Consider the following 19,271-nt stretch of genomic DNA (forward strand, 5'->3'; position numbering starts at 1 on the left):
CGTTCCCGCTCAAGGATTGACGGCGCACAATGGCGAGATCTCCTGGACGGGCGCCATTGGCGAACTGGCCATGCAAGAAATCGACATCAGGCATCGACTCCTGGCAATCCTGGCCGCAGACGCGGCAGGGTATTCGCGCCTGATGGCCGCGGACGACGTGCAGGCGCTGACGGCGCTGGACGCCGCACGTCGCGTTTTTGTAACGCATGTCGCCGCGGCATCGGGGCGCACCATCGACATGGCGGGCGATTCCGTGCTGGCAGTCTTTGACACGGCGAGCGGCGCGTTGAGCGCCGCGATCGCGATTCAGGAGGAGTTGGCAGCCGCGACTTCGCCTGAGCAAGTTCACATGCCATTTCGAATCGGCATCCACCTCGGAGATCTGCTCGAGAAGGCGGACGGTACGGTGTACGGCGACGGGGTCAACATCGCCGCTCGACTCCAGTCTGTGGCCGAGCCCGGCGGCATCATGATTTCACACGCAGTGCATGGCGCGGCTTCGCGGCGTGGCGATGCCCGGTTCGAAGACGTCGGCGAGTTGTCGATCAAGAACGTCCCGCAACCGGTGCGTGCTTTTCGTCACGTGCGTGCCGCACTGGCGGCAACGTCGTACGTCGATCCAGCGGCGGATGGCACGACCCGACCGCTCTCGGTCATCGTGCTGCCGTTTCTCGAGCCTGGCGCGGCGCCCGAGCAGGAGTACTTTGCAGACGCCATCACCGATGACATCACCACGCAGTTGTCCAGGATCCGCGGCAGCTATGTGATCGGCAGCCCCACGGCACTCTCGTACAAGCACCAAGCCATTGACCTTGCGAGCCTGGCGCGCGAACTCGGCGTGCGATACGTCCTGCACGGACGCGTCGACCGCTCGGAGTCGAGCATCGAAATCAATGCGCGACTCGCGGAGGCCGCCACCGGATTGGTCGTCTGGTCGGACGCGATCGAAGTCGGCATGGCCGGCGTGAGCAACATCCGCCGCGAGTTGGTTGCGCGGCTCGCCAATTCGCTGGGCGTTCACCTGTTTGTCGCAGAAGGCGAGCGCAGCGGACGCAAGAACCCGGCGCAAGTGAAGGCAACCGATCTCGTGATGCAAGCGAGAAGCATCGGTGGCTTGACCTGGTCGACGGGGGCTTACACCAAGGCGCTTGAACTCCTTGAAAGAGCGCTGCAGATCGATCCGGACAACGCCGAGGCGCTGACCTGGCGCGGTGCCTTTCTGGTCACCCAGGCCGACAGTTGGCCCGGACCTGACATTGCCACGCAAATCCAGCGCGCAGAAGCGGACCTGGTGAGATCCCTGACGCTGGATTCCTTCGACCACCTGACGCACGAGATGATCTCGCGCGTGCGAAACCTCCAGGATCGACACGATGCGGCACTCGTCAGCGCGGAGACCGCGCTCGAACTCAACCCGAGCGCGCCCCGTGCACATCTGTGGCGAGGCGTGCTGCACATGTACGAGGGCCATTGCGCGGCAGCGTTTGCGCCGATGCGAAGGGCCCTTGAACTCTCGCCGCGTGATCCGCACCGCTGGGCCTGGCTGCTGTTCCTGGGAATGGCCTGCCTTCTTTCGGGGGACCATGCGGCGGCAGTGAGGTGGCTCGAGAAGTCGCTCACCGTGCTGCCCACGTACTGGGCGTCGAAGCTGCTCTTGTCCGCCGCCTATGCGCAACTGGGGAAAATCGAAGAAGCCCGAAGCGTTTTCGCCGGGCTTGACGATGCTGCAAAGGTCCACCGCATCTGGGCGCGCGTCCCCACCAACGCGCAATGGTTGGCACTGCTGCGTGAGCACTATCTCGAAGGATTGGTCAAGTGTGGCGCCACGACCAGCCTGGAGGCGGACACATGGATCGAACGAAAGAAGTCGATGGCCCATAAGATCAGGATCTGAGCGTTGCAAGGCCTGTTCGGCGCGTTTCCAACGACCTCTTCCGTTATTAGCACCACCGTGGGGCTGAAAGGGTGAATGGCGCACGCGGCCCATACCCCTTTTGGGCGATTCACTTCTTCACCCGCCGCGCGCAGACTCACCGTCCTTCGCGTCGGTAAGTGCCCACCTCGGACTTCCGGCCGCGAACCCCAAAAAGACCAAGTCGCATCGACAGCGTATGAGCCTCGAATCATCGGCACCGGTTTTGTCAGTCATCGGCATGGGCCCGAGGCTTGACGTGATCCGCGTGTGACGAGACGCTACGACGGGAGGAGGGGAGATGGCGTTGTCGACGTGGATCGAATTCGCCGCTTCGATCGAACACAGCGTGCGCATGCAGATCGTTGCATTGCTCGAAGACGCCGACGTTTGCGCCTGCGCCCTGAATGAAATGCCGGGAAGCCATGCCGACGGTGTCGGCGTGGTCGTGTTCGACGCCGTGGACGAGCGATTGCTTTCACTGCTGCATGGTGCGAGCCAGGGCATGGGCGTGCTTGCGCTTTCTGTTGGCAGGGAGCCGTTGACGAGCGCCACGCTATGGTCGCTGATCCGCGCCGGCGCGCTCGATGTGCTGCAGTGGCCATGTTTGCCGCAGGCTGCGCAAGACGTGGCCTGCCGCCTTCGACGATGGTCCACCGTGGGCGCAGTGCTCGACTCGCCCCGCGTGCGCGAATCCCTGGTGGGCGCGAGCCCGGCCTGGCGCCGCGTCGTTCGCGGCATCGTCGAGGCCGCCACCTTCACGGCGTCGTCCGTGCTCATCACGGGGGAGAGCGGCACGGGCAAGGAGTTGATCGCGCAACTCATCCATGACCTCGACCCACGACCCGACAAGGGCGCCTTCGTCGTCGTCGATTGCACGACGGTGTCACCCGAGTTGTCGGGCAGCGAATTCTTCGGCCACGACCGCGGTGCTTTCACCGGCGCCATGACGGCGCGCGATGGTGCATTTGCGCTGGCCAACAACGGCACGCTTTTTCTCGACGAGGTGGGCGAGCTGACGCCGACGCTGCAGGCGCAACTCTTGCGGGCGGTGCAGGAGCACAAGTACAAGCGGGTTGGCAGCAACATCTGGCAGACGACGCACCTGCGCCTCGTCTCCGCGACCAACCGCGACCTCGAACGCGGCGTGGCCGATGGCAGTTTTCGTTCGGATTTTTTCTATCGCATTGCGGGATGGCAATGTCGCACCGTGCCCCTGCGTGAACGCAAGGACGACATCCTTCCGCTGGCACGGCATTTCATCGAGCAACAGTTGCCAGAATGCGCGGAGGTCGAGATCGACAGCACCGTGCAGGAGTTCCTTGTCACGCGCGACTACCCCGGCAACGTGCGCGACCTGCGCCAACTCGTCACGCGCATCTGCCACCGCCATGCCGGCAGCGGTCCGATCACCATCGGCGACATCCCCGACGAAGACCGTGCCGGATGCGACAGCGGCGCCGCGCCATGGCCCGAGAGCAGTTTCCGATCCGCCGTGCGCGTTGCGGTGGAGCTGGGCATTCGCATGAAAGACATCGGCCAGACGGCCACGGACCTGGCCGTCGAACTGGCGCTGGAACGCGAGGGCGGCAACCTGCAACGCGCGGCGGCGCGCCTTGGCGTGACCGACCGCGCGCTGCAAATACGCAAGGCCAGCCAGCGTGATGCGAACGTGTCAGCCTCCGTCAACTGAAGTCATCGCAGCAAGGGCCGGGCGACGGTTGCCGCGCACCCGCGCCGTCAGGCGCAGGAAGTTGCGACCGAGGATCAAGGCCTCGTCGTGCGAGGACAGGCGAAGCGCCCTGATCTTGGCGAGCTCCACGCCAGGATGCAGCCAGGGGCCGTCCGAGCCGAACAGCAGCTTGTGCGCGCCCGCGCGCCGCACGGCCTGCGCGAGCAGGTCGAAGCGGCGCACGCCCGAGGTGTCGGCGTAGATGTTCGGGTGGCGCACCAGGTGGTCGGCCAGTGCGAGCTGTGCGCGCCAGTCGTCGGCAAAGCTGCCGAGGTGCGGCACGATGAAGTTGACGTCCGGATATTGCGCTGCCAGCAGTTCGGCTTGCCACACTTCACCGACGACGTCGTAGAGCACCGGCAAGGCATGGGCCCTTGCAGCATCGCAGACCTCGCGCGTGATGTTGGCGTCATGCCGGTGCAGCTTGATGCCGATGAAGCCCAGGCGCTCCACGCCCTCGCGCACCATGGCGGCAATGCGTCCGCGGTCGCGTGATGCATGCACGAACACAAAGCCGCAATAGCGCTCCGGGTTGCGCGCCACGATCCGCGCGACCGCGCGGTTGGCAGCGGCGTAGTCCAGATGGAAGGCCGCAAAGATGGCCGTTCGATCGATGCCTGCCTGCGCCGCCCGGCGGGCATAGTCTTCGAGCGGGGCGCCGCTGTCCCACGGGCCGGTAAAGCCGTCGCCGGGACCCGCGTGGCAGTGGCAGTCGATGATCATGGCCATAGCCCTTCATCAGCCGAATGCCTGCTCGGCTTCCCAGTTGAAATCGACCGGCAGCGTGAGTTGTCCGGGTGTGATGGTTCCGGTGTAAGCCGTGCCGCCTTCCGCGGGAACGGGCTTGCGCAATCCTGGATCGAGCAGATGCACGAGCGCGTCGGGCAGGATGTTCGTGATCTTGACCGCACCCTTGGTGACCGAGGGATTCTTGGGGAGCTCCTTTCCCGTCAGCTCGCCGGCGCGCCGCAGCAGCCTTGCAAGGGCGAACTCGACCATGCGCACGACACCCCCAATGCCACGGTTGTGGCGATTGCCCCGCACTTCCGCGAGATAAAAGCGAAGGCCGGGTTGCTTGTCCCAATCGACGTATTTCTTGTCGGCCATGCGCCGCGCGAAGGTGCCGGTCATGCCCACCTTGAGGATCTTGATCTTGCCCCCCTTTTGCGCAGGTTCCTGGAAGGCGATGTACACGCCGCCGAAGCCGCGCGCATTCTTCACCACGTCGGTGCGGGTGTAGGTCTTCTTCATCCACTTGAGCGTGGCGGTGACGGGGCCGAAGAAGGTCTCCTGCTCCAGTTCTCCCAGTTCGCCAAACTCATACTCCCTGGTCGGCGGCGTGGGAGCGGGAGCGGGCTTGGTACGACCCCACGTGCGCCACACGTCGGGGATCGGATTGCCGTCACCCACCTTGAAGCCCGGCCCGCCATCCTTGAGGCCCAGGGTGTCGACAGCCCATTGCCCGACACCCGACCAGATGTCCGGCCCGGGGTCGTTCTCGCGCGTGGCGCTCGACTGGCGGTGGGCGAGCACGGTGCGCAGCCCCATCGTGCGAATGAGGTGGCGAATGAGGCGCCGGCCTGCTTCGATCTGCGCGGGTGTGACCCGGTTGCGACCGAACTTGTCGCCCTCCCACCACTTGCCCTTGACGTTCGGAAAGTTGCCCGCGAATTCAACCGCGACGCTGCCCGCGTTGAATCCGTTGGAGGACCAGATGAGTTGCTCCACCGGATGGATCTTCAGGATCCTGCCGTCGGGCAGGATCGCGAAGTGGGCCTTCAGGCCCAGGTAGCCGCGCATGGGATCCTTGCGCTGGAAGCAGCACGCCATCTGGTGCAGCACGAGCGCGTGGACCTTCTTCATGTCACGCGCGCCCTTGCGGATGCTTTTGTCCGACTGGGCCGTGAGGTCGACGATGCCGTCGCTGCCGATCACGTCGGCCACACGGCTGGCAACGGCGCCGATGCCGCTGCCGATACGGCCGATCAGGTCACCGAAGCCCGACTCGCCTTGCAAGGGCAGGATCTCGAATCTGTCCATGACGATTCTCCCGTCGATTGGGTGCAATGACGCGGACAGCCATCAGGCTCCGACGACGACCAGCGTGTTGCCGCGCCGCACCCAGGTGCCGCCCATCCGCGAAGACTGCGTCGTGCCCTGTGGCGCGAAGTGCGGAAGGTGCTGCCGTGCGGCATTGGCGATGGCCGACTGCACGGCTGCCTGCACGTTGCCGCCGGGCGCGGGTGGCTGGAAGTTCTGCGCCGCAGTGCCTGCAATGCGCACGAAGCTGCGTGCCATCTCGAATTCGCGGTCTTCGAGTTCCAGCTCGCCGTATTCCAGTTCGAGCGCCTTGGCCAATGCGCCGCCCAGTGCGCTGCCGACAGCGGTGCCGACGCCGGGTATGGGGATCATCGTGCCGAGTGCGCCACCGACCATGGGCAGTGCCGCCTTGGCCACCGACTTGAGTGCGCCCGCGAAGGGCTTGGCGGCCTTGGCGATGGTGCCGCCGACCTTCTTGATGCCTTTCCAGAGCTTGCCCAGGAACTGCTCGAGTTCTGCTTCGTTCGTGACGGAGAGCAGTTCGGCGGCGAGCGCGATTTCCTCGCTTTCGCTGAAGAGGCTCTCGCCTTCGCCGCTCCACTCGTATTCGCCTTCGTACTCGCCTTCGCCTTCGTATTCACCTTCGCCCTCGTATTCGCCTTCACCTTCACCTTCGTACTCTCCGGGGCCTTCGTACTGGCTTTCTCCTTCGCCTTCTCCTTCTCCTTCGTACTCGCCTTCGTACTCACCTTCGTATTCGCCTTCGCCTTCGTACTCGCCTTCACCTTCGAAGGCCTCGGCCTGTCGGGGCTTGAAGTCCATGATCGGGAACGGCGTTGCGGCGGGATTGCACTTGGGACATTGGCAGCTCAGCTTGTGCATGGTCATCTCCTGGTCGGGTGAACTGGAACTGGAATCGGCGCTCGCGTCCGCATCAGGGCCGTCTGCCGGCGGGGCGCTGGGGGGCTCTGGCTCCGGGCCGCCGGGGGGCGGTACGGCGTCGGGTGGCGGCGGCATCCCCGCGGCAAGGCAGCTTTGCATGCAGCGGCGGTATTGCCACCCCTGGCCAAAGGGCAGCGGGTCCACGCCCCATGGCGCCCAGGGTGCATAGCCATAGGGCCGCGGCGGGTACCTGCGACGCGATGGCGATGGGAATCCCGGGGGATATGGCGAGGGATATTGCGATGGATATTGCGAGGGAAATGTTGGCGCGGAGCGTTGCGCCTGCTGTCCCTGTCCTTGAGGTGAACCGCGTTGCGCTGCGGCTTGACTCGACGGGCTCCTGCGCGAGGCTGCCTGGCGTGAGGCGGCTTGGCCCGAGGCGCCTTGGCGCGATCCGGCCGGACGCGGTCCGCCTTGGCGTGAGGCGGCCTGACTTGAAGCGGCCTGGCGCGATCCGCCTTGACGTGGTGCGCCTTGGCGTGATGCGGCCTGGCGCGATCCTCCCTGACGCGGACCGCCTTGGCGCGAGGCGGCCTGGCGTGATCCACCCTGACGTGGTCCACCTTGACGCGAGGCGCCCTGACGCGATCCACCTTGACGCGATCCGCCCTGGCGCGATCCGCCCCCGCGGGGCATGCGGCTTTCGAATTCTTCCGAAGCAGTCTCGAACTCGCTGCCCGTGGCGACCAGTTCGAATTGGTTGGGTGTGTTCATGATGTCTCCAGTGAGGTTGTGCCCGCGATGGCAGGAGGTTGTTTCAAGGCTCGAAGGGTCTGCGCGAGCGCGTCCATGGCCCGGTCGATGCAATCGGCGGTGTGCGCCGCGGTCAGCACGAAGCTCAGCCGCGACGCGCCCGTGCCGCCGCGCTGCAGCACCGTGCGCACGCGCCGCTGCAACAGGCCCGCGTGCAAGGCCACCGCATCGATGCCTTGTTTGGGCACCAGCGCCTGCACCGGGAATTCGCTCCCCGTGGCGGACAAGGAGAGCCTCGCGATGCGATCGCGGAACTGACGCACGCGCTGCGCGAGGCGCAGCCTCAGCGCATCGCCGCAGCGCCGGTTCAGCGCCAGGGCATGTCGCGCCGCATGGATCACCGCCACCGAAGGCGGACTGGTGTGCACGCGCGTCTGGCTGCGCGATTCGAAGAGGCGCACCACGGCACGGCTGCCCGACAGCGCGGCCATCGGCACGCCGAAGCCCTTGGCGAGGGACGCGCCCACGATGATCTGCTCACCCATCAGCGCATGGCGCCGCAGCGAGCCGCCTCCGCCCACGCCCAGCACACGTCCGGGGCGGACGCCGTGGCCGAGCACACCCAACGCCTGCGTGTCGTCAAGCACCAGGAAGCCGCCGTGGCGCGCGGCCAGCGCGGCATAGCGTGCCAGCGGAGGCTGCCGGTCGTTGCCGGGACGCAGCGCATCGCAAACGATGACTGGCCGGCGGCGCAGCTTCGTGGCGTTTGCCATCAGCCGCTCCAGTGCGACCGCATCGCCGAAGGGGAAGGAGTGCACCGGCGTGCCCAATGCCGCGCCGCGCTGCACGCCCCAGCCCGCGATCGGATAGGTGCTGGCTTCGATGTAGATCGTCGTGTCCTGCTGGCTCAACACGCCGAACAGGTCGAAGAACAAGTGCAGCGTCGACGGCAGCAAGGTGCTCGCCTCGCAGCCCTGCAACGCCGCGAGCTCGGCGCCCACTTCGGCCGCGCCGGGTGGCGCCTGCAGGGCGGCGGGACGCCCCAGCGTCAGGGCCTCCCAGGGCGCAACGCTGGTGCTCGGGTGCTGGAACCCGAGGTACAGCGACGACGTGAAGTCGAGCATGGCGCCACCCGCTTCATGCGGTGCGCTGTTGCACGGCCAGCCGCTTTTGAAGCAGCAGCGAAGGCAGCGTGGCGTCCGCCGTCTTGTCGGCGTTCTCGCCACTGAGCTCGACACCGGTGGCCGCCCAGAAGGCGTGGTTGTAGCCCTGGATCTGCGGCCGCCAGAAGCGCGCCCAGTTGAAGGCTTGCGTGGGCTCGAACACCTCGCTCCATGCGCCGTAGCGAATGCTGAGCAATAGTTGCTCGCCGAAGATCGCCAGGTTGCGGAAGTGCACGACACTCGTGTCCGTCCATCCCTGGATCTTCTTCATCGCGTCGACGCGGTCCATCCACGGCTCGGGGTAGGCCACCATGATGCGGGTCGGCAGGAACTCGCGGAACTCGGGGCGTGCCAGCAGCCATTGCTGCATCAGCATCTCGATGCGCGCGGTCGAGGGCAGGTCGCCGAACTGGTTGTGCGCGCCTTGCGACATCACCAGGTGCACTTCCTTGAGCGCGTTGAGCACCGGGAAGGCATCGGCCTTGACCGTCGTGTCGTCGTCCTGCTTGAAGAACACGGTGCACAGGCGCAGCAGGTGGTGGAAAGCCTCCAGGAACGGCGAACGCGTGTCGGCCGCGCGCATGGACCGGATGGCGCGGCCATGCAGCCGCAGGCCGTACTGGTGGTCGTACTCGTAGTTGCGCCGGTTCACCGTGAGGCGGTGCTGCTCGTCTTGCGTGTAGCCCCAGATCAGGTTGTTCAGCGGGCGCAGCGGATCGATCTCCAGGTTGGCCAGCGGGTCGGGCGTGCCCGGCGAGCGGATGTTCTGGAAGCGCCGCGTGACGGCGTTCATCGTTTGCACCAGCATCGCCTCTTCGAGCCAGTAAGACCAGATCAGCTCCACCAGGCAGGGGTTGGCCAGCTTGTCCTGCACGAAGCCGACGCACAGGCTATCGTCCACGCGATCGGGGTTGGTGATCGGGATGTCGGGCAGCTTGCGGCGAATGAGCGCAAGGTAGGGCAGCACGCGATCGTTGCCCTGGCCAACGCCCAGCGGCTCCAGATAGCGCTCGAAGGCCCGGTCGAAGTTGCCGATTGGCGGCAGGTCGCGGCGGTCGAGGTAGGCGTTGTCGTCGCGCCGGTCGAAGTCGGGTTCGCGCAGCACCGCGCAGTTCACCATCACGAAGGCCTCGGTCGCCGCCTTCAGCACGCGATAGGCATCCGTGTCGGTAAACGGCAGGAAGCGCTTGCCCTTGAGCTGGTGGAAGAGCCGTTTCTCCGCGGGGAAGGCGTTGGCCACGGCCTGCCGGTCTTCGGCGCAGAAGAGCAGGTCCATGTAGTGCAGGTAGTTGTTGAAGGACAGCGCCTCGGTGCCGCTGCGAATGGCCACCCACAGGGGCAGGTCCGGCGTGTTCTCGGTCTCGGTGCGCGTCAGCGAGACACCGACGTTGCCCGTGACGGGAACGGGGAGTTGCGCGATGACGTTGACGTTCTCCGGCACGTCGAGTTCGGCCGGCGGCGGCGCACTCGCAAAGCCTCCGGCGCCCAAGGCTTGCGAAGACAGGGGAATGCGCATCGTGAAGACGCGTTGGAGGCGTCCCTGGTGCGCCGTCCAGGCGAACTCGTCGAGCACGTCGGAGTCGCTGCGCAGCCGCATGGTGCCGGGCGGCGCGATGATGGTCGCGTTGAGCCCAGCGGCATGCGTGAGCGTCGTCACCATGTTGTCGCCGGCGCGCGGCTGGCGGCAGTTGAGCGGCTGGCAGTCGTCCGACTGCACGACGGTTGCGATCGCGGCGTTGATGGGCGGCTCCAGGTGCACATGCGTTGCGCAACCGGGCTCCGCATTGACCCATTCCGACACGACACCAGCGGGATAGTTCAGGTAGGCCACCGCGTAGTAGTCGGGCTCCAGGCCATCGAAGACCGTCACGCCATGCTGGTTGGTCAACTGCACGCGCTCGGGCACGGCGTGGCCGTGCAGTTCCTGCGGCTTCGGGTGCGGTCCCTGCTTTCCCCTGGCTTTGCGGAAGAGCGCGATCGATGCACTGGACACTACGGCGCAGGCTCCCGCTGCGTCGGTGACCTTGACAACGATCGACGCCTTGCGTTCTTCGTTCAAAGCGGTTTGCTGCGTGTTCATTTCATACTCCTTGGGTGATGGTCAATCGGCGATCGGACTGAAAGAGGGCGAGGCCGGGCCTCGTGCGGTGGGTGGCTGCGCCCGCGCCGTGCTGGACGCGCAGGTCGACGACATTTCGAGCGTGCTGGCCAGCGCCCAGTGCGTCAGCAACTTGCCCAGCAGCACGGCCTCGTCTTCGGGACTCAACCGGTTGTCCGAGCGCGCCTGCCCGATCACGGCGAAGGCCAGCGATGGCGGCGCGCGGTACATCAGCTCGGGCACCAGCCTCCACAGCCGGAAGAGCGTTGCGAGCCGCACCGGCTGGCGCTGCGAAACCTGCAGCGCCTGGGTCAGCGTCTTGCCGCGCAAGGCGGCGGGCCGGTGCTCCACCAGCACCGTCACGAAGGCGGGCAGCAGGGCCTGCAGGCGCTGCAGGAGGCCGATCGATGGTGCATCGAGGCCGCGCAGTGGATAGAACGCTTCCCACAGGTCGGCGAGCCGTTGCCATTGCGGATGCGGATAGAGCGCCTGGCCCATTGCGCAACTGAGCTTGACGCGCAGCCACGGCACCGGATGCGGATCGTCGAGATTGAGCCGGAACACAAAGGCGCGCGGCAGGCTCACGACCGCGATCAGGCCCATGGGCGCTGCAATGCCGATGCGCGCCACCGACCAGAAGTCCGCCACGATCTCGGAGATCCAGCGCTCGAACAATTGCCAGGCCATCGCGTTGGGGCCAGCCCCGTGCTGCAGGCCACGAAGCACCGGGCGCAACGAGGCCACGAGGTCGAGCAGCGCAGCCGCCTGGTGGCCGACCTCGTGCACGAGCGATGACGCGATGCCGCTGCCGACCATTCGTTCGCGCGGCACGCGGATCACGGCCACGGGGTTCTCGCCGCCGCCGGGCAAGCGCGTGCGTGCGCGGCGGATGGCGGCGCCTGGCCCGCGATCCAGATAGCAGACGATGGGCGGCGCCTCGAAGTACGCGCCGGGCAGCGACAGCGCATCGGCGGACACCACGTCCAGGCCCGACAGCCAGACACCGCTCTCGTTCTCGCTGCGTTGCGTGATCACGTCGTTGAACAGGTCGAACTGCGTGAGCACGGCGTTGAACTTGAGGCGCAGGTAGGAAAACCTGCGCTGCGCCTCGGCCGCCGTGGACCGCGCCGCACCCGGGCCTTGCAGCCAGGAGATGAAGGCGCGCACCATGCGGCGCAACTCGCGGCGACCCTCGATGAGGTGGCGCTCGATGGCCGTCTGCGCGGCCGGAAGGAGGTTGGCCGCCGGCACCATCGGCTCGACCAGCGCGAAGGGCTTGACCCGGCCGAGCCTTGTCAGGAGCGCACGCGCCTCCTGCGACAGCATCGATGTGGGGTAGGTGCCGACGGCCATGACGGTTCAGACGCCGTAAAGGACGATCTTGGTGCCGCGCCGCAGCCAGCGGCCCGAGCGCGCGCCTGTGGCACCGCCTGGGGCTGCGCCTGCAGCGGGTGCTGGCGCGCCGCCCGCAAGCAGTCCGGGCGCATGCTGCATGGCGGCTGTCATCGCGGCCTGCTGGGCCACTGCGCGCGGGTTGGAGCCGGGTGGTGCGGCGGCCGCGGTGGCCGCTGTTTGCCCGGCGATCTTGACGAACTGCTTGGCGCCTTCGAACTCGCGGTCCTCGCCCGCCATCTCGCCTTCGAGGCCGAGTGCGCTGCTGGCTGCGTTGGCGATGCCGGAGCCGATCTTGGCGCCCAGCGGCCCGCCGAAGTAGGTGCCGATGGCGGTGCCGGCCAAGGGCAAGGCCTTCTTGGCAACGCCCTTGAGCACGCCGCCTACCGCCTGGCCCGCGGAGGACCGCGCGAAGCTGCCGACCGCCTTGGTGGCGCGGCTCACGAGGTCGCCCAGGAAGCGGTCGAATTCGCCTTCGTTGCTGACCGAAAGAAGTTCGCTGGCGAGTTCCATTTGCTCGCTCTCGCTGAAGGTGCCCTCGGGCGACCATTCGCTTTCCCCGAACTCGAACTGTTCATTCGAATACTCAAGCTGTGTCCGATCGATGTCGTGCATGGTTGGCTCCTTGCGGTGGGTGACTGCGTTGAAATTGCGAACGCCTGCGCGCTCGCCGTTGGGAACTTGAAAAGGACTGCGATGGGCGGCGCCGTTGCGAAGCAGCGCGGGCGCCCAGTGGCGTGCGGCCTCGGTGGCGGCACGCAAGGCGGTGGTCTGTGGCGGGAGCGAATCGGGCAGTGAAGCGGCATGGCGCACCGCATCGACTGCCAGGCGCACGAAGCTCCTGGTCAGTTCGAACTCCTTGTCCTCGGGGCTGAGTCCTTCGAGTTCGAGGCCGAAGACCTGTGCGGCACGTGCGATCGGGTTCGCTGCTGCTGGCGCCGTCGCGGCAGGCGACGTGGAAGAGGGCGCCTGGCGAGGCACGCCGAGCGCGCGTGCTGCAAAGGGCAATGCGTTCTTTGCAAGGCCCAGCAGCTTGCACTGCAACGCCTGCGCGGTCGCCGGGCCCAGCTTGCGCAAGGCAGCCTGCCCTGCACGGGATATCAGGCGTTCCAGCGTCTCCGCGAAAGCGCGATCGCTGGTGGCCTCCAGCAACTCGGCCGCGAACTCCATGACGAGGCCTTCATTGAAGGTCTCCGCGTTCGCCGAATACTGGTGTGCGACCGTGCTTGGCAACGCTCCCGCCAAGGCGTCGATGCTTTCCATCTCCGGGCTGTACTGCACGAGTCGTTGATTGTTGGTGGCCGCGTTCATGCACCACTCTTTGCAATCGGTGTGCCAAGCGCAAACACCCGGGTTTGGGGGGCAAACAGTGCGTTTGCGGCGAAGCTCGTTTCGTTGCAGGGCCTTGGACGGGCCTCATCGGCGAAGCGTGTTTCGGTGCCTTCGAACACACTCCGCCCCACGGCGTTTCATAGGCAACACGAGAAGTCTTTGGCGCAGGCCGAAGGGTTCATTGAGGCGGCTGGCCGGTCGCGCCTTGGCACGATGGTTGCACCGTGAGTAGCGAGCAAACCGGGCTGCACGCCGATTGCAAATCCAGACAGATGCTTCGCGCGTATTACGTCCATCCACATGAGCTTCAAGGGGAGCAAAGATGAACTCATCTCAAACAGCTTCAGGCTCGGGCAGTCACTACGAACTGCGCTTTCGCTCGCTCTTCAACGAGGGGCGCGGGTATGCGTTTCCATGCGATGCCGGCGGGCAGGTGAACATGGACACGCTCAGCGACAGGGCCCGCAGCAACTACCTGTATGCGCGAATTGGCATCGGACGCGAGTTCTCGGTTCCTGCGGTGCAACCTGCTGCCGAGGCGTGACGCCCGGCAGCGCTTGCTGAATCACCCTGCAGGAAGCGTGGACGGGTCTCGACGGTGTTGGCGCAAAATGCCCCATCCCGATTTCGATGCTGCGCGAGGGCTGAAGGCCGCTTCGCAGCTGGAGTGGTTGTCGCCCTGGAATGCTCCATGATCCCGCCGTCAGTCTCACATCGCGAACGCGGATTGCTGACTCTGTTCGCGGTGCTGCTGGTCATCGCCGTCGTCGCGCCGGCGCTGCCGATGCCCGAGCACTTCGGCGCGGCATTTGCGGATCGTCGTGCGTGGATGGGCTTGCCGAACGCGATGGACGTGCTGAGCAACCTGCCTTTTGCCATGTTCGGCTTCAGCGGCTTGTTGTGGCTGCACCGGCTGGGTCGGCTTCGCCACGGCGCCCGGGTGCGGCCGTTGCAGCATCGCGCAGATCATCCGCCTGACAACGCGCTCCATTGCGCCTGGATGTTCTTTGCGGGGCTGATCCTCACCGCCGCGGGCTCGACCTTCTATCACCTGGAGCCGGACGAATGGCGTCTGGTCGCGGACCGTCTGGGCATGTCGGTTGCGTTCGCCGGCATCGTGGGCGTTGCGGTCTGCGACCGGGTCAGTGCGCGCGCGGGTTGGCCTGCGGCCTGGTTCATGCTCGTTGCGGGTGTATTGGCGGCGAGCACCCATCACGGGACCGGCAACGTGTTGCCATGGGCGCTGGTGCAATTCGGCGGCATGGCCGTGATCCTGGCGCTGGCGCTCGCCAAGCCGCTGCGCAACGCTGTCGGCGTCAGGCTGGGCTGGGTCATCGCCTGCTACGGGCTGGCCAAGCTGTTCGAGTTGGGGGACCATGCGATCTTTGACGCGACGCACGAGCTGATCTCGGGCCACACCCTCAAGCACCTGGCGGCTGCGCTCGCGGCTCTTCCGGTGCTGTACGCGTTGGCGCGGCAGACGTTGCGATATCCGGGCGCAGCGGCCGTCACGGTGTGAGGAAGCGTGACGGGGATGTGCGCATGAATGAGGCCAAGGCAGGCAACAGCTGAAGGTTTCACTCAGCCAGCGGTGCCGGGTGCGCCGTGTCTGTCAGCGCACCCCGTCCGCCTTCAGGCCAGATTCGCCTTCAGGAAGGCCACCGACCGCTCCCAGGCCAGTTGCGCGGCCGCGGGGTCGTAGCGCGGCGTCGTGTCGTTGTTGAACCCGTGCTGCGTGCCTGCGTACTGGTACATCGTGTACTTCACGCCCGCGGTTTTCAGGGCGGTTTCATAGGCGGGCCATGCCGCGTTGATGCGCTCATCGACACCGGCCAGTTGCACCAGCAGTGGTGCTTTCACTTTGGCGGCCTCTTCCGGCGCGGGCGTGTTGCCGTAGAAGGGCACTGCGGCGTTCAGGTCGGGCATTTGCGTGGCGAGCCAGTGGGAGATGCCGCCGCCCCAGCAAAAGCCGATCACGCCCAGCTTGCCATTGCCATCGGCGCGGCCGCGCAGCCAGGTTGCAGCGGCCAGGAAGTCCGCGCGCGTCTTGGCCTGGTCGAGCTTGCCGAACGCGTCCCGCGCCTTGTCCTCGTCACCGGGATAGCCGCCCATGGACGTCAATGCGTCCGGCCCGAAAGCCATGAAACCGTCGAGCGCCAGTCGGCGCGCGATGTCCTCGATGTGCGGATTGAGTCCGCGGTTCTCGTGGACGACCAGCACCGCCGGCAGTCGCTTCGATCCGGCGGAGGCAGGCCGGGCCAGGTACCCGTTGATGGTGCCGTAGCCGGCCGGCGAGGGCACGGTGACCCGCTCCGTCTTGATCCGTGCATCGTCCGGCTTGATCTGCTGGCCTGCCGCAAAGTTGGGACTGAGTGCTGCCAGCAAGCCGGCCGCCGTCATGCCGGCTTTTGCAAATCGCTCGGCGCCGCGCAGGAACCCGCGCCGATCGACGCCGCCGTGCACGTACGCATCGAAAAGAACCAGCAGTTCCTGATCGAAATCTTTGGCGGAAAGTTGTGGTGGGGGCATGTGGACTCCGGTGAAGGTGGATCAATGATCGACATCGTGGAAGCCTCGCAGCAACGAGGTGACGACGCCCTCGGGAACGGTCCTGGCGCAGACCGACGTACTCTGATCGACCCCTTCGCGTCGAGTTCCGCGCGGATTGGAGTTCAGACTCCGGAAAAACCCGCCCGCAAGCGCTCGGGAAATCGCGCGGTGGATCGCGCGTTCCCCTGGAGCCCTGCGTGCTTCAGGAGAGACCGGCCAGCGCCCGGCGCTTGGCCCGCGCCCGGATGTTGAGCGCCTCCACAGCCAGCGAGAACGCCATGGCCGCGTAGATGTAGCCCTTGGGCACGTGCTGGTCGAAGGCTTCGGCGGTCAGGGCCATGCCCACCATCACCAGGAAGGCCAAAGCCAGCACCTTGACCGAGGGGTGCTTGTCGACGAAGTCGCCGATCGGCTTGGCGGCCACCAGCATCACGGCCACCGACGCAATCACCGCGGCCATCATCACCGCGATCTGGTCGACCATGCCCACGGCAGTGATGACGGAGTCGAGCGAGAAGACGATGTCGATGATGGCGATCTGGCCGATGATGCTCCAGAACATGGTCCTGCCTGCAGCAGCGGACACCTCCGGCGGCGTTTCGCCGGGTCCGTGCTCTTCGCGCGCCTCCACCTCCACGAAGATTTCGTGCGACGCCTTGTAGAGCAGGAAGAGCCCGCCCAGCAGCAGCACGAGGTCACGTCCGCTGATGCCCTGGCCGGCCACGGTGAAGAGGTCCGCCGTCAGGCCCATCACCCAACTCAGCGAGAGCAGCAGCAGCAGGCGCGTGACCATCGCAAAGCCCAGGCCGAGCCGCCGCGCCTTGTCGCGCGTCTCGGGCGGCAGGCGTCCGACGAGGATCGAGATGAAGATGATGTTGTCGATGCCCAGAACGATTTCCAGGCTGGTCAGCATCGCGAACGCGATCCAGACGTTGGGGTCCGAGAGGAGTTGCATGGCTTCGGTCGCTGCTGATGTTGAAGGGCCCGAAGGTAGCAAAAATGTTGCCCTTCAGGTGGCCTGATTTTTTTTGTGGATTGGGTGCCCGTCGAACGGGGCTCATGGGGATGCCGGGATGTGCGCGGCCGGGAGGCCAGCGCACTTGACGCGCCAAGATCAGCGTGGCAGGAACATCCCCAGCTGGAACACCGAGTTGGGCGCCTGCGGCAACAAGGACTTGACGCGGCGGCCCTTGGTGGTCGCCTGCTGCGCGGGCTGCACTTCGGGCTGGACGTTGGCGGCCCGCTGTTCATCGACGAGTGATTGAAGGGTCACGGAGGCCAGGAACTCCAGCACGCGCTGTCCCAGCGAGGTCCAGAGCTCCGGCGTGAGGCAGCGTTGCCCCGTGGGGCGGATATCGGCGCCCAACTCGCGGCACACGTCGAGTTCCGCGCTGTCAACAGCCGAAACGATGTCCGCCACCGAAATGGCTTCCAGCGGCCGCGCGACCTTGTAGCCGCCGCCGGGGCCCCGGGTGGATTGAACCAGCCCGTGGCGACGAAGGTCGGTGAACATCTGCTCGAGGTAGGACATCGACATGTGGCGCCGGCGCGAAATGCCGGCCAGCGCCACGGGGCCCGAGCGCTGCTGCAGGGCCACGTCGATCATGGCGACCACCGCTTGGCGGCCCTTGGTGGTGAGACGCATGGATCTTCTCCGGCCAGGTTGACGTTATTCGCGGCTGCTCGTGAGGCCCAGCAGCGCCAGCAGCGACTGGAACACGTTGAACAGGCTCAGGTACACGCCCAGCGTCGCGCTGATGTAGTTGGTCTCTTCGCCGTCACGCACGCGCTTGAGGTCATGCAGGATGAAGGCGGAGAAGATGCCGATGGCCAGCACCGACAAGGCCATCATCAACGCACTCGACTGGATGAACAGGTTGGCAATGCCCGCCACCAGCAGCACGATGGCGCCGATGAAGAGCCACTTGCCCATTGCGCTGAGGTCGCGCTTGATGACTGACGACAGCATTGCCATGCCAAGGAACACGCCGCCCGTGCCGGCAAATGCGGTCATCACCAGGCCCGCGCCATTCGCAAGGCCCAGGACGCTGCCGACCATGCGCGACAGCATCAGCCCCATGAAGAAGGTGAAGGCCAGCAGCACCGGCACGCCGGCCGCCGAGTTCTTGGTCTTCTCGATGGCGAACATGAAGCCGAAGGCGCCGCCCAGGAACACGATCATGCTGATGCCTGGCGACATGGCTGCTGCGATGCCCGTTGCCACGCCGATCCACGCGCCCAGCACCGTTGGCACCATGGAAAGCGACAGCAGCCAGTAGGTGTTGCGCAGCACGCGGTTGCGCTCGACGGCCGAATCGACGCGGGCCGATCGCGGGAAGTGCAGTTCTTGGTTCATCTGGATTTTCCTGAAGGAGTTGTACCCGTCAAATCTAAGGCCATTGAGTCTTCGAGAAAAGTCGTATATTTGGCATCGTTTCATCGCTTTATGCGAAGTATCGAGGGATTACCCGCCAATGAACTTCAAGCATCTGCACTACTTCTGGGCTGCGGCCAAGGCGGGCGGCATCGTGCGCGCGGGCCAGCAGCTGCACATCACGCCGCAGACCTTGTCGGCGCAGATCAAGCTGCTCGAGGACTCGCTCGGCTGCCACCTGTTCCAGAAAAGCGGCCGCGGTGTGGAGCTCACGCCGGATGGGCGCACCGCGCTGAGCTACGCCGAACAGATCTTTTCGTTGGGCGCCGAACTGGAGGCTGCCGTCAGCAGCAAGGGCCTCTCGGGCCGAAGCCTGAGCTTTCGGGTGGGCATTGCGGATTCGGTGCCCAAGTCCATCGCCTACCGCCTGCTGGAGCCCGCGCTGGCCATTCCCGAACAGGTCCGCCTGATCTGCCACGAAGGCAATTTCCGCGACCTCTTGGCGCAGCTGTCGGTGCATCGGCTGGACATCGTGATTGCCGACGAAGCCATGGGCAAGCAGACCAGCGTCAAGGCCTTCAACCACACGCTGGGCACCACCGACATGACCTTCTTCATGGCGGACAGCCTCAAGAAAACGGTGAAAGGGGCGTTTCCGGCCTGCCTCGATGGCGCGCCCATGCTGATCCAGGGATCGTCATCGGCGATGCGGCAGCGGCTGGACCTGTGGCTCGCGGAGCATGGCTTGCGACCGCGCCTGATCGGCGAGTTCGACGACGCGGCGCTGCTCAAGGCCTTCGGCAGCGAAGGCCGTGGTGTGTTCATGTCGCCGAGCGTGCTGGAGGATGAAACCTGCGCGCAATACGGCGTCAGGGTGCTCGGGCGCGCACCCGAACTGGTGGAAGAGTTCTTTGCCGTGTCGCTGGAGCGGCGCATCACGCATCCCTGCGTGGCGGCCATCACGCATTCGGCGCGGGTGAAGTTCCTGCGCAAGTAGGGCGACTCCGTAAACCTACGGACCAGCCCCGTAGCCGTACGACTGG

Annotated in this window: 16 protein-coding genes; 5 read left to right on the forward strand and 11 right to left on the reverse strand. The window is 66.0% G+C overall.

What is annotated here, in order from left to right; genetic code table 11:
• Nucleotides 1-70 precede the first annotated feature (70 nt).
• Nucleotides 71-1,894, forward strand: a complete 1,824-nt coding sequence (locus tag QTI66_RS07650; RefSeq protein WP_286558621.1) for an adenylate/guanylate cyclase domain-containing protein — start codon at nt 71-73, stop codon at nt 1,892-1,894.
• A 319-nt stretch (nt 1,895-2,213) separates the two neighbouring features.
• Entirely contained in the window at nt 2,214-3,605 is a 1,392-nt protein-coding gene (locus QTI66_RS07655; RefSeq protein WP_286558623.1) for a sigma 54-interacting transcriptional regulator, read from the forward strand.
• Here QTI66_RS07655 and QTI66_RS07660 read toward each other — a convergent pair.
• The 7 genes from QTI66_RS07660 to QTI66_RS07690 all read right to left on the reverse strand — a co-directional run bounded on the left by QTI66_RS07660 (nt 3,588) and on the right by QTI66_RS07690 (nt 13,283).
• Nucleotides 3,588-4,373, reverse strand: a complete 786-nt coding sequence (locus tag QTI66_RS07660) for an amidohydrolase family protein (RefSeq protein WP_286558625.1) — start codon at nt 4,371-4,373, stop codon at nt 3,588-3,590. The two genes, QTI66_RS07655 and QTI66_RS07660, sit on opposite strands and share 18 nt — an antisense overlap.
• Before the next feature lie 9 nt (nt 4,374-4,382).
• On the reverse strand, nt 4,383-5,684 hold the full coding sequence (locus QTI66_RS07665; protein ID WP_286558626.1) for a peptidoglycan recognition protein family protein: 1,302 nt from the start codon (nt 5,682-5,684) through the stop codon (nt 4,383-4,385).
• 42 nt (nt 5,685-5,726) lie between these two features.
• The gene (locus tag QTI66_RS07670) at nt 5,727-6,566 is read right to left on the reverse strand and encodes a hypothetical protein (protein ID WP_286558628.1); all 840 of its coding nucleotides are present in this window, start codon (nt 6,564-6,566) and stop codon (nt 5,727-5,729) included.
• 770 nt (nt 6,567-7,336) lie between these two features.
• Nucleotides 7,337-8,443, reverse strand: coding sequence for an aminotransferase class I/II-fold pyridoxal phosphate-dependent enzyme (locus tag QTI66_RS07675; RefSeq protein WP_286558630.1), 1,107 nt, complete (start codon nt 8,441-8,443; stop codon nt 7,337-7,339).
• A 13-nt stretch (nt 8,444-8,456) separates the two neighbouring features.
• Nucleotides 8,457-10,562: a hypothetical protein gene (locus QTI66_RS07680; protein WP_286558633.1), complete on the reverse strand. Its 2,106-nt coding sequence runs from the start codon at nt 10,560-10,562 to the stop codon at nt 8,457-8,459.
• Between the two features lie 21 nt (nt 10,563-10,583).
• Complete coding sequence (locus QTI66_RS07685; protein ID WP_286558634.1) at nt 10,584-11,933, reverse strand: hypothetical protein; 1,350 nt, start codon at nt 11,931-11,933, stop codon at nt 10,584-10,586.
• A gap of 6 nt (nt 11,934-11,939) precedes the next feature.
• Nucleotides 11,940-13,283: a hypothetical protein gene (locus QTI66_RS07690; protein WP_286558636.1), complete on the reverse strand. Its 1,344-nt coding sequence runs from the start codon at nt 13,281-13,283 to the stop codon at nt 11,940-11,942.
• A gap of 343 nt (nt 13,284-13,626) precedes the next feature.
• Between QTI66_RS07690 and QTI66_RS07695 the strand changes: the two genes are divergently transcribed.
• Together QTI66_RS07695 and QTI66_RS07700 are read left to right on the forward strand one after the other, a co-directional pair.
• A complete protein-coding gene (locus tag QTI66_RS07695) occupies nt 13,627-13,848 on the forward strand; it encodes a hypothetical protein (protein ID WP_286558637.1) in 222 nt (73 codons plus the stop codon).
• A gap of 147 nt (nt 13,849-13,995) precedes the next feature.
• Nucleotides 13,996-14,823 (forward strand): hypothetical protein, encoded by an 828-nt coding sequence (locus QTI66_RS07700; protein WP_286558638.1) that lies wholly within the window; start codon nt 13,996-13,998, stop codon nt 14,821-14,823.
• Between the two features lie 113 nt (nt 14,824-14,936).
• On the opposite strand, the gene QTI66_RS07705 is transcribed toward QTI66_RS07700, so the two are convergent.
• The 4 genes from QTI66_RS07705 to QTI66_RS07720 all read right to left on the reverse strand — a co-directional run bounded on the left by QTI66_RS07705 (nt 14,937) and on the right by QTI66_RS07720 (nt 18,210).
• Nucleotides 14,937-15,833, reverse strand: a complete 897-nt coding sequence (locus QTI66_RS07705) for a dienelactone hydrolase family protein (protein ID WP_286558640.1) — start codon at nt 15,831-15,833, stop codon at nt 14,937-14,939.
• A 223-nt stretch (nt 15,834-16,056) separates the two neighbouring features.
• A complete protein-coding gene (locus QTI66_RS07710; protein ID WP_286558642.1) occupies nt 16,057-16,809 on the reverse strand; it encodes a TerC family protein in 753 nt (250 codons plus the stop codon).
• 159 nt (nt 16,810-16,968) lie between these two features.
• Nucleotides 16,969-17,499 (reverse strand): Rrf2 family transcriptional regulator, encoded by a 531-nt coding sequence (locus tag QTI66_RS07715; RefSeq protein ID WP_286558644.1) that lies wholly within the window; start codon nt 17,497-17,499, stop codon nt 16,969-16,971.
• A 24-nt stretch (nt 17,500-17,523) separates the two neighbouring features.
• Nucleotides 17,524-18,210, reverse strand: coding sequence for a Bax inhibitor-1/YccA family protein (locus QTI66_RS07720; RefSeq protein WP_286558645.1), 687 nt, complete (start codon nt 18,208-18,210; stop codon nt 17,524-17,526).
• A 118-nt stretch (nt 18,211-18,328) separates the two neighbouring features.
• Between QTI66_RS07720 and nhaR the strand changes: the two genes are divergently transcribed.
• Nucleotides 18,329-19,225, forward strand: a complete 897-nt coding sequence (gene nhaR / locus QTI66_RS07725) for a transcriptional activator NhaR (RefSeq protein WP_286558648.1) — start codon at nt 18,329-18,331, stop codon at nt 19,223-19,225.
• The last annotated feature ends 46 nt before the right edge of the window (nt 19,226-19,271 follow it).

It is taken from the genome of Variovorax brevis (assembly GCF_030317105.1).
In the GTDB taxonomy this organism is placed as follows: domain Bacteria; phylum Pseudomonadota; class Gammaproteobacteria; order Burkholderiales; family Burkholderiaceae_C; genus Variovorax; species Variovorax brevis.

Excerpts from the sequence above, each read along its gene's own strand:
- QTI66_RS07715 (WP_286558644.1), bottom strand. The coding sequence starts at position 17,499 with ATGCGTCTCACCACCAAGGGCCGCCAAGCGGTGGTCGCCATGATCGAC.
- QTI66_RS07705 (WP_286558640.1), bottom strand. The coding sequence starts at position 15,833 with ATGCCCCCACCACAACTTTCCGCCAAAGATTTCGATCAGGAACTGCTG.
- QTI66_RS07665 (WP_286558626.1), bottom strand. The coding sequence starts at position 5,684 with ATGGACAGATTCGAGATCCTGCCCTTGCAAGGCGAGTCGGGCTTCGGT.
- QTI66_RS07680 (WP_286558633.1), bottom strand. The coding sequence starts at position 10,562 with ATGAACACGCAGCAAACCGCTTTGAACGAAGAACGCAAGGCGTCGATC.
- QTI66_RS07670 (WP_286558628.1), bottom strand. The coding sequence starts at position 6,566 with ATGCACAAGCTGAGCTGCCAATGTCCCAAGTGCAATCCCGCCGCAACG.
- QTI66_RS07690 (WP_286558636.1), bottom strand. The coding sequence starts at position 13,283 with ATGAACGCGGCCACCAACAATCAACGACTCGTGCAGTACAGCCCGGAG.
- QTI66_RS07685 (WP_286558634.1), bottom strand. The coding sequence starts at position 11,933 with ATGGCCGTCGGCACCTACCCCACATCGATGCTGTCGCAGGAGGCGCGT.
- QTI66_RS07655 (WP_286558623.1), top strand. The coding sequence starts at position 2,214 with ATGGCGTTGTCGACGTGGATCGAATTCGCCGCTTCGATCGAACACAGC.
- QTI66_RS07700 (WP_286558638.1), top strand. The coding sequence starts at position 13,996 with ATGATCCCGCCGTCAGTCTCACATCGCGAACGCGGATTGCTGACTCTG.
- QTI66_RS07650 (WP_286558621.1), top strand. The coding sequence starts at position 71 with ATGCAAGAAATCGACATCAGGCATCGACTCCTGGCAATCCTGGCCGCA.
- QTI66_RS07675 (WP_286558630.1), bottom strand. The coding sequence starts at position 8,443 with ATGCTCGACTTCACGTCGTCGCTGTACCTCGGGTTCCAGCACCCGAGC.
- QTI66_RS07720 (WP_286558645.1), bottom strand. The coding sequence starts at position 18,210 with ATGAACCAAGAACTGCACTTCCCGCGATCGGCCCGCGTCGATTCGGCC.
- nhaR (WP_286558648.1), top strand. The coding sequence starts at position 18,329 with ATGAACTTCAAGCATCTGCACTACTTCTGGGCTGCGGCCAAGGCGGGC.
- QTI66_RS07710 (WP_286558642.1), bottom strand. The coding sequence starts at position 16,809 with ATGCAACTCCTCTCGGACCCCAACGTCTGGATCGCGTTCGCGATGCTG.
- QTI66_RS07695 (WP_286558637.1), top strand. The coding sequence starts at position 13,627 with ATGAACTCATCTCAAACAGCTTCAGGCTCGGGCAGTCACTACGAACTG.
- QTI66_RS07660 (WP_286558625.1), bottom strand. The coding sequence starts at position 4,373 with ATGGCCATGATCATCGACTGCCACTGCCACGCGGGTCCCGGCGACGGC.